General features: G+C 60.9%; 6 protein-coding genes and 3 pseudogenes. 6 read left to right on the top strand and 3 right to left on the bottom strand.

Features of this window, described 5'->3' with window-relative positions; translation table 11 throughout:
- The first annotated feature begins 120 nt into the window (after nucleotides 1-120).
- From BVER_RS30675 to BVER_RS25590, 3 genes are read left to right on the top strand one after another with little or no spacing between them, the layout of a single operon-like run.
- Nucleotides 121-747 carry a formylglycine-generating enzyme family protein gene (locus tag BVER_RS30675; protein ID WP_083452352.1) on the top strand — a complete coding sequence of 209 codons (627 nt, stop codon included), beginning with the start codon at nucleotides 121-123 and terminating at the stop codon, nucleotides 745-747.
- Nucleotides 632-1,378: a molybdopterin-dependent oxidoreductase gene (locus tag BVER_RS25595; RefSeq protein WP_198155362.1), complete on the top strand. Its 747-nt coding sequence runs from the start codon at nucleotides 632-634 to the stop codon at nucleotides 1,376-1,378. The genes BVER_RS30675 and BVER_RS25595 overlap by 116 nt, the downstream gene beginning before the upstream one ends.
- A 32-nt stretch (nucleotides 1,379-1,410) precedes the next feature.
- On the top strand, nucleotides 1,411-1,995 hold the full coding sequence (locus BVER_RS25590; RefSeq protein ID WP_232316769.1) for a LysE family translocator: 585 nt from the start codon (nucleotides 1,411-1,413) through the stop codon (nucleotides 1,993-1,995).
- Here the strand turns inward: BVER_RS25590 and BVER_RS30670 are convergent.
- The 3 genes and pseudogenes from BVER_RS30670 to BVER_RS25580 all read right to left on the bottom strand — a co-directional run bounded on the left by BVER_RS30670 (nucleotide 1,992) and on the right by BVER_RS25580 (nucleotide 4,289).
- On the bottom strand, nucleotides 1,992-2,135 hold the full coding sequence (locus BVER_RS30670; RefSeq protein ID WP_269750806.1) for a helix-turn-helix domain-containing protein: 144 nt from the start codon (nucleotides 2,133-2,135) through the stop codon (nucleotides 1,992-1,994). The genes BVER_RS25590 and BVER_RS30670 overlap by 4 nt on opposite strands.
- A 334-nt stretch (nucleotides 2,136-2,469) precedes the next feature.
- Nucleotides 2,470-2,826, bottom strand: a pseudogene (locus BVER_RS36025) (AraC family ligand binding domain-containing protein); the annotation flags it as partial.
- 242 nt (nucleotides 2,827-3,068) lie between these two features.
- Nucleotides 3,069-4,289: an MFS transporter gene (locus BVER_RS25580; protein ID WP_050455648.1), complete on the bottom strand. Its 1,221-nt coding sequence runs from the start codon at nucleotides 4,287-4,289 to the stop codon at nucleotides 3,069-3,071.
- A 383-nt stretch (nucleotides 4,290-4,672) separates the two neighbouring features.
- Here BVER_RS25580 and xdhA point away from each other — a divergent pair.
- From xdhA to BVER_RS25565, 3 genes and pseudogenes are all read left to right on the top strand, one after another.
- Nucleotides 4,673-6,194 (top strand): annotated as a pseudogene (gene xdhA, locus BVER_RS25575) (xanthine dehydrogenase small subunit).
- Nucleotides 6,195-6,287: 93 nt separating this feature from the next.
- Nucleotides 6,288-8,573, top strand: a complete 2,286-nt coding sequence (xdhB, locus tag BVER_RS25570; protein ID WP_370444276.1) for a xanthine dehydrogenase molybdopterin binding subunit — start codon at nucleotides 6,288-6,290, stop codon at nucleotides 8,571-8,573.
- Nucleotides 8,570-8,770: pseudogene (locus BVER_RS25565) on the top strand (xanthine dehydrogenase accessory protein XdhC); the annotation flags it as partial. The gene xdhB and the pseudogene BVER_RS25565, both read left to right, overlap by 4 nt.
- Nucleotides 8,771-8,892: the final 122 nt, after the last annotated feature.

Below are 8,892 nucleotides of genomic sequence, written 5' to 3'. Positions count from 1 at the left end.
TGCTGCATAGCGGCCGCGCGGCGTTCGGCGCTGCGGGCTACGCCCTTCGCGCCGCACGTCGCACAGAAGGATCAACTGAAACCACCGGCATCCGATTTCTGCACAACTTGACGCACACAACTGAAATTCATCGAGATCGATGGGTATTGTCGCCGCGATCTCTGGACGGAATTAGGGTGGTCATTTATTCAGCAACGGCAGATCAAGGCACCGCTCTACTGGCATGATAAGGCATGGAATCAGCCGGAACAGCCTGTTACCGGCGTCTCGTGGTGGGAGGCGCTAGCGTTCGCGAAATTTGAGGGAAAAGATCTTCCTACCGAAGCGCAATGGGAATACGCGGCTGGGCGCGGCCAAGCAGTTTATCCGTGGGGCGATGCCGATCCCGACAATGGACTGGCGAACTATGCTCCAGGCTGCGAGCCTGCAGAATTGCGACGGCAAAATACCTCTGTATTTGCTCATCCGCTCGGTATTTCCCGCGTGGGATGTCATGACATGGCAGGTAATTTGAATGAATGGTGTATCGATAACAACTCTGAGAACTATGGCTGGGATTTTTATCGAAACAATCCCGTGCATCTTAGTCGCGAAATTGATCCGCATATCGTGAAGGGCGGATCTGGCCTGCATGACGAAGATTGCCTTCGCTGCGCCAGCAGAGATTACTATTCGCCGGAAATGCGAGACAACATCGTTGGTATTCGTTGTGTCCTCAATAAAGATGATGGTGGTCACGTTGAATAACAAAACACCATATTTCGAAAAGAAGCCGTCGTCGTTACGATACTTTCAAGAGGGGCCGGCGCCGATCGACGTCGATAGCTGGCGATTAACCATCTGTGGCGAAGTATCTCGCGAAATCGCGTTGAGTTATGACGATCTGCTGAGCTTGCCGACGACCTCTGCTCATCGAAGGAACGTTTGCGTTTGTCTGTGGAGTATCAAACGATATTGGGAAGGCGTGCTATTGCGTGACGTTCTAGCTCTGGCTGGCGTTGAAGTGGAAGATCCGGCGCTGTACATCCGTCAGTTAAGTCACGGAACAGAAAAGGGCGTCTACGACTCGACAGTACATCTCAAATCCGCGATCGAGCACGACGCGCTGCTTGCTTTAAGGGTAGACGGCGAGCAGCTACCACTGGAAAACGGCTTCCCGTTGAGGTTTATCGACTTCGGCCTGTATTTGTACAAGTGCGTCAAGGCGCTCGGTAGGATCGAAGTCACGCGCGAGAACAAAATTGGATTTTGGGAGGATTACGCCGGATATAGCCTGGATGGAACGATTCAACCCAAACGGTACTACGCAGTCGATCTGCAAAAGAAATTTTATTTCGATGGCGTCGGCGAAGTCCTAGACAGCGATCTAACCACCTAATGTACGAAAATTCCGCGAACACCTTGATCGCGATGGCCGGTTTCGCCCTCGCGACTTCTGCCAGCCCGGGCCCCGTCAATATCGTGTCCGCCATGGCCGGCGCGAAATTCGGAGCGGGCAAAACGATTCCATACGTCCTGGGCGCGACGATCGGCTTCGTCTCGATCCTCGCCTTAACCGGTTCGGGTCTCAGCACGGTCATCCTGGCGTTTCCGTGGGTCGAGCGGGTGCTGGGACTCATCGGCTGCGCTTACATGCTGTATATCGCGTGGAAAATCGCCAGGGTATCCATGGTCGACGTCAGCGAATACGCGCAGCAACGACCGCCAGGCGTGTGGTCCGGCGTCGTCGCCCAGTACGTGAACCCCAAGGCGTGGTTCGTGTCGATGTCGGCCATCTCGGTCTATGTGTCGAATAGCCAGAACTACGGCGCGGCGCTCGTCGCCTTTTGCGGCATCTTCTTCGCAATCTGCTTTCCGTCGCTGTTTGCCTGGTGTTGCGTCGGGGCGTCTTTTTCGAAGAAACAAGGGCGAATGAGAATCTTCAATCTGTCGATGGCCGCATTTCTGGTCGTGTCGATTATTGGATTCCTGGCAGAGTTGTTCGGAAAAGGCTAATGGCCGATGAGCTTTCCCGGCGTCGTGCCGGTAAATTTCTTGAACGTGCGAGAGAAGTGCGACTGATCGTAAAAGCCCAGCCCGAGCGCGGTGTGCACGATGCTTTGGCCTTGCGCCAGCATTCGCTTGGCTAACTCGATACGCCGTGCGTGCCATCCAGTAAGCGTACGGGGAAACGCCGGCGTGTCGAGTGAAAACGGCCAGCATGTAGTTGGGTTTGAGGCCGACCATATCGGCGAGCGTTTGCAGCGTGACCGAATCTTCGAGATTGCAGTTGGAGCCGCGCGTCGGTAGGGCGCTCAAACTATCCAGATAGTCTTTGATGACGGTGACAGCGCGCGGCTCTTTTCCCGCGGCACGGATTCGCGTCTTCGAATGACGTTGCATCAGGGTTTCGAGCATGGACGTGATGTCGGAATCGACCGCCAATCGCCAGCCGGCGTGACGCTTCGTTGTCAGTTGCGCATGGATGGCTTGCAACGACGAAGAGACGATTCCATCGGCATCGATTGCCGTGTACTCGACAAAACCGTGAAGCGTTTCGGTGCCGAGGAGATGCCGCATCGACGCTTCGCTGACATAAATCACCTTGTATTGCAGCGAGTCGCTGATTGCGAAACCGTCGTGTGGTTCGTCCGGAGACATCAGCGAAAGCGTATTGGGCGGCAGCACTCTTTTCTCGCCGCGTTGAAAATTGCCGCCCACGCCACGTTCGACCACACCGATCGCGTAGGCGTCGTGGCTATGCCGGCCGAACGGATGGCATTTTAGGCGCGCGTCCAGCAGTTCGATCCCATCGTGCCACGTCAGACGGTGAATTCGATTCGTCATTCGGTATCCTGATCATCGAGGCGCGCATGCGGGCGATGCGCAGAACAAACTCGATGCAGGATTTTTACCGCAGATAATCGATGCCTGGAGGCAACGGTTCAGATCGAACCCGTGACGCGATAAACGAAACGCTTGAAATTCAAGGAGCTGGACGCACGGAAAGCGACAAGACCGAGATTGTTTTTCGGAAATATCGCCTTCCTTGGCCGAATGTCAGTGCGCGGTCGATGCCAAAGGCATCCTCAAGCCGTCGCCGGCCCACCGACCCCACGTCCCGCACGCATATAAAGCGCCACCGACAACGCCACCGCCGCAGCCGCCGCCATCGCCGCGAACAGGAACACCGAGCCGTACCCGAACTCACCCGCGACATAGCCCGCGAGCGGCCCCGTCAGCCCGAGCGACAAATCCAGAAACACGGAATACGCCGACAGCGCCGCGCCACGGCTCGTCGGCGGCACGAGGCCGACTGCCTCGACGCCCAGCGCCGGAAACACCAGCGCGAAGCCGAAGCCCGTCAGCGCCGCGCCGATCAGCGCGAAATGCGGATCGGCGGCGAGCCACAGAAACAGCAGGCCGACGCACTCGCACGCGAACAACGCGATCGCCACGCGGAAGCCGCCGAAAGTCTTGATCGTGTTGGCGAACAACAGACGCGCGCCGATGAACGTCGTGCCGAATACCGTCAGCGACAACGCCGCGTGCGGCCAGTTGTACGCCGCGTAGAACAGCGTGATGAAGGTCGCGATGGAGCCGAAACCCGCCGATCCGAGCGCCAATCCGAGTCCATGCGGCAGCACGCGGAAGAACACGCTGCGATACGACATCCGCTCGCCATGCACGATCGGCACGCTGTCCATGCGCGTCGCGAGCCAGTAGCCGAGCCCGCCGAGCGCGACCACGATCAGCCCGAGCGATGCAAAGCCGATGGAGTGATCGATCGCCACGCCCAGCGGCGCGCCGATGGCCAGCGCCCCGTAAGTGGCGATGCCGTTCCACGAAATCACCTTGGCGTTGTTCGTCACGCCGACGCGCCCGATGCCCCACGTGATCGATCCCGTGCCGATCCAGCTTTCGCCGAAACCGAGCACCAGACGCGCGATCACCAGCAGCACGAGACTGACGACATGCCATTGCGCCGCCAATGCCGACATCAACAGCAGCACGCCGCTGACCGCGCACGCCGCGAGTCCGTAGAGCACCGTTTTCTTCGGGCCGAGCGTGTCGGCGGTGCGTCCGGCGAGCGGCCGGGACATCAGCGTCGCGAAATACTGGACGCTGATCGCCGCGCCCGCCATCACCGAGCCGTAGCCCAGGTCCGTATGCACGAAGCCCGGCAGCACCGCCAGCGGAATGCCGATGGTCAGATAGTAAAGGAACGTGTACAGGACGACCGGAAGGATGCGCAGCGTGACGGCGAGATCGCCTTTCGGCGCGGCGGCGGAGCGGGACTCGGAGGACATAGGGAAATTGCGGGCTTGAATTCGGCACGAAGGCATGATTGTCACATATGTTGCAGTGCATCGTCGCGCTCGTTTTGTAACCGGATGGGACAAATCGCCTGTCCGAACGATCGGATGGCATCGCGCGGAGCCTTGCTGGATAAGGCTTCGGCGGCTTATCGGGGTGAGAGTATGTCGTACATGCAATGTCGCCTATGGGTTACGGATTTTGGCGGTGATAGCTTTTGAACCATCGACGCGACAGGACTATTCTGAAAACGGCGTTTTCGGTCTGATCAAACCCGGCCGACGCCCCCGGAACGCCCCAAAGTCGTCGCGCATGCCACCGGCTGCGCATCCCGCGCAACCAGCAGAAAAGCATCGAAGAGCCCCGAGACAGGTCCATGAATCAGCCGATCCGCTTCTATCACCGCAACGCGATCCAGGAAGTGAGCGGCACGTCCACGACGCGCACCGTCCTGCAATACCTGCGCGAAGACGCGCGCTGCACCGGCACCAAGGAAGGCTGCGCGGAAGGCGACTGCGGCGCGTGCACGGTCGTCATCGGCGAGCCGGATGGCGCGGGCGGCGTCGTGTTCAAGGCGGTCAACGCGTGCGTCCAGTTTCTGCCGACGCTCGACGGCCGCGCGCTGTTCACCGTCGAAGACTTGCGTCAGCCGGACGGCACGTTGCATCCGGTGCAGCAGGCGCTGGTCGATTGCCACGGTTCGCAGTGCGGCTTCTGCACGCCCGGTTTCGCCATGTCGATGTTCGCGCTCTACGAAAAGCACGGTCATACGACGACCGGCTGCGCCGGCGCGTGTGAGAAAACCCGTCCGACGCGCGAGGAAATCAGCAACACGCTGACGGGCAATCTGTGCCGCTGCACGGGGTATCGGCCGATCATTGACGCTGCCGAACAGATGTTCGATCACGCGCCGCTCGCGCCGCTGAACATTCCGGCGCTCGCGCGCACGCTCGACGGCATCCAGCGCGAGGAAACCTTCCACTACGAAGCGAACGGCCGCCAGTTCGACGCGCCGCGCACCGCCGAGGCGCTCGCCGCGCTGAAGGACGCGAACCCAAACGTGCGGATTCTCGCGGGCAGCACGGACGTCGGTCTGTGGGTGACCAAGCAACTGCGCGATCTGGGCGATATCGTCTATATCGGGCAGATCGAGTCGTTCAAGCACGTCGAGACGACGGAAGACTGGATCGAGATCGGCGCGGGCGTGTCGGTGGATCGCGCGTATGCGGAGCTCGTGAAGATTTATCCGGAACTCGAAGAGACGCGCCAGCGTTTCGCGTCGCTGCCGATCCGCAATGCGGGCACGCTCGGCGGCAACGTCGCGAACGGCTCGCCCATCGGCGATTCGATGCCCGGCCTGATCGCGCTGAACGCGCGCGTCGTGCTGCAAAGCGTGAACGGTCTGCGCGAAATGCCGCTCGAAGATTTGTACATCGCGTATCAGAAGAAGGACATGGCGGAGAACGAGTTCGTCGCCGCCATTCGCGTGCCGACGCGCACGGGCCAGCGCGCCAAGCTGCAATTCCGCGCCTACAAGCTGTCGAAGCGTTTCGACTCCGATATTTCCGCCGTCTACGCCGCGTATTCGTTTATCGCGGACGGCGACGCGATTCGCGAGCCGCGTCTCGTCTACGGCGGCATGGCGGCGACGCCGAAGCGCGCATCGCACGCGGGCCGTGCTCGCCGATGCGCACTGGCACGAAGCCACCGCGCAAGCCGCGATGATCGCGCTCGGCAACGACTACGCGCCGCTCACCGACATGCGCGCGAGCAGCGACTATCGTCTGGATACGGCCAAGAGCCTGCTGTACCGCTTCTGGCTGGAGACGCGTCAGCAGAATCCGCTCGATAAATCGAAGCTGGATGTACGCGCCATCGAACTGGTCGAAGCGAAGTAAGAGAGGACACCATCATGAATCAGCAAGACGAAGCCTTTCTCGCCCGAAGCCCAATCCCTCGCCAACGATGTCGAGAATTTCAAGCAGGTTCACGTGTCGCGCCCGCACGAGTCGGCGCACTTGCATGTGAGCGGCCGCGCGAGCTACACCGACGACATTCCGATCGTCGCGGGCACGCTGCACGCCGCGCTCGGCACCAGCCCGAAGGCGCACGCCAAAATCCTGTCGATGAACTTCGACGCCGTGCGCGCGACGCCGGGCGTCCTCGCCGTCTTCACCGCCGAGGATATTCCCGGCGTGAACGACTGCGGCCCGATTATCCACGACGATCCGGTGCTCGCTGCGGGCATCGTGCAGTTCGTCGGGCAGCCGATGTTCATCGTCGTCGCGACATCGCACGATATCGCGCGACTTGCCGCGCGGCGCGCGACCATCGAGTTCGAAGACCTGGTTCCCGTGCTCACGCCCGCCGACGCGCGCAAGGCCGAATCGTACGTGCTGAATCCGCTGAAACTGTCGCGCGGCGATGCCGAAAGCCGCATGTCGAAGGCGCTGCACCACGAACGCGGCGCGATGAAGCTCGGCGGCCAGGAACAGTTCTATCTCGAAGGCCAGATCGCCTACGCCGTGCCGAAAGACGACGACGGCATGCACGTCTATTGCTCGACGCAGCATCCGACCGAAATGCAGCATCTCGTCGCGCATGTGCTCAATGTGCATTCGCATAACGTGCTGGTGGAATGCCGTCGCATGGGCGGCGGATTCGGCGGCAAGGAATCGCAATCGGGCATTTTCGCGTGCTGCGCGGCGCTCGCCGCATGGAAGCTGCTGTGCCCGGTCAAGCTGCGTCCGGACCGCGACGACGACATGATAATCACCGGCAAGCGCCACGACTTCATCTACGACTTCGAAGTCGGTTACGACGACGACGGCAAGATCGATGGCGTCGCCGTCGATATGACCTCGCGCTGCGGCTTCTCCGCCGACTTGTCCGGCCCGGTGATGACGCGCGCCGTCTGCCACTTCGACAACGCGTACTGGCTCGCCGACGTGAAGATCGAAGGCTATTGCGGCAAGACCAACACGCAGTCGAACACCGCGTTTCGCGGCTTCGGCGGGCCGCAGGGCGCGTTCGCGATCAAATACATCATGGATAACGTGGCGCGTTCGGTCGGCCGCGATTCGCTCGACGTGCGCCGCGCGAATCTCTACGGCAAGACGGAGAACAACAAGACGCCGTACGGTCAGACGGTCGAAGACAACGTCATTCATGAACTGATCGCCGAACTCGAAGAGACGAGCGACTATCGCCGCCGTCGCGCGGCCATCAACGAGTTCAACGCGAACAACGAAGTGCTGAAGAAGGGCCTCGCGCTGACGCCGGTGAAGTTCGGCATCGCGTTCAACGTGACGCACTTCAATCAGGCGGGCGCGCTGGTTCACATCTACACCGATGGCTCGATGCTCGTGAATCATGGCGGCACCGAAATGGGCCAGGGTTTGAACACGAAGGTCGCGCAGGTCGTCGCGCATGAACTCGGCGTGAATTTCGAGCGCGTGCGCGTGACCGCGACGGACACGAGCAAGGTCGCGAATACGTCGGCGACGGCGGCATCGACGGGAACGGATTTGAACGGCAAGGCCGCGCAGGATGCCGCGCGCCAGTTGCGCGAACGGCTCGCGAAATTCGCGGCGGAAAAGTTCGGCGGCGGCACGGTGACGCCGGAGCAAGTGCGCTTTGCGAACGACCGCGTGATCGTCGGCAATGACGCGATTCCGTTCGGCGAAATCGTGCAGAAGGCGTATCTCGCGCGCGTGCAGTTGTGGTCCGACGGCTTCTACGCGACGCCCAAGCTCTACTGGGATCAGGCGACGATGCAGGGCCGCCCGTTCTTCTACTACTCGTACGGCGCGGCCGTGTCGGAAGTGGTGATCGACAGGCTCACCGGCGAAATGCGCGTGCTGCGCGCGGACGCGTTGCATGATGTCGGCGCATCGCTGAATCCGGCGCTGGATATAGGTCAGGTCGAAGGCGCGTTCGTGCAGGGCATGGGCTGGCTCACGACGGAAGAACTGTGGTGGAACGACAAGGGCAAGCTGATGACGCATGCGCCGTCCACCTACAAGATTCCGACCATCAACGATATGCCGGCGGATTTCCGCGTCAATCTGTTCAAGAATCGCAACGCGGAGGACAGCATTCATCGGTCAAAGGCTGTGGGCGAGCCGCCGCTGCTGTTGCCGTTCTCGGTGTTTTTCGCGATCCGCGATGCCGTGTCCGCCGTCGGCGATCACAAGATCAATCCGCCGCTGAATGCGCCCGCGACCGCCGAAGAAGTGCTGAAAGCGGTCAATGCCGTGAGGAGCGCACGCTCATGATGCACGTCGTCCTGTTCGGCGCGGGCCACGTCGGCCACGCGCTCGTGAACGTGCTCGGCACGCTGCCGTGCGTCGTGCAATGGGTCGATGCGCGCGACGAACTCTTTCCCGACGAAGTCCCGGCGAACGTGCAGATCGAAGCCACCGATCTGCCGGACGCGATCGTCGACGAAGCGCCGGCGGGCGCGTACTTCGTCGGCCCTTCAGAATTAGTCGAAGTCAAGGGTGGCAAGGGGCCGCCGGAAGATCGTGTTTCCCAGAACTCCCAGAAGCAATATTGATCTGAATGGTTTCCTGGGAGTTTGGAACTTCGCCGATG

Origin of the sequence: Candidatus Burkholderia verschuerenii (assembly GCF_001189365.1) — a bacterium.
Classification (GTDB): domain Bacteria; phylum Pseudomonadota; class Gammaproteobacteria; order Burkholderiales; family Burkholderiaceae; genus Caballeronia; species Caballeronia verschuerenii.
Note: the sequence above shows the minus strand (reverse complement) of the source record. Positions and strands in the feature narration are given on the sequence as shown.

Coding starts and splice junctions, on each gene's coding strand:
- BVER_RS25595 (WP_198155362.1), top strand. CDS start 632: ATGACGAAGATTGCCTTCGCTGCGCCAGCAGAGATTACTATTCGCCGG.
- BVER_RS25590 (WP_232316769.1), top strand. CDS start 1,411: ATGGCCGGTTTCGCCCTCGCGACTTCTGCCAGCCCGGGCCCCGTCAAT.
- BVER_RS25580 (WP_050455648.1), bottom strand. CDS start 4,289: ATGTCCTCCGAGTCCCGCTCCGCCGCCGCGCCGAAAGGCGATCTCGCC.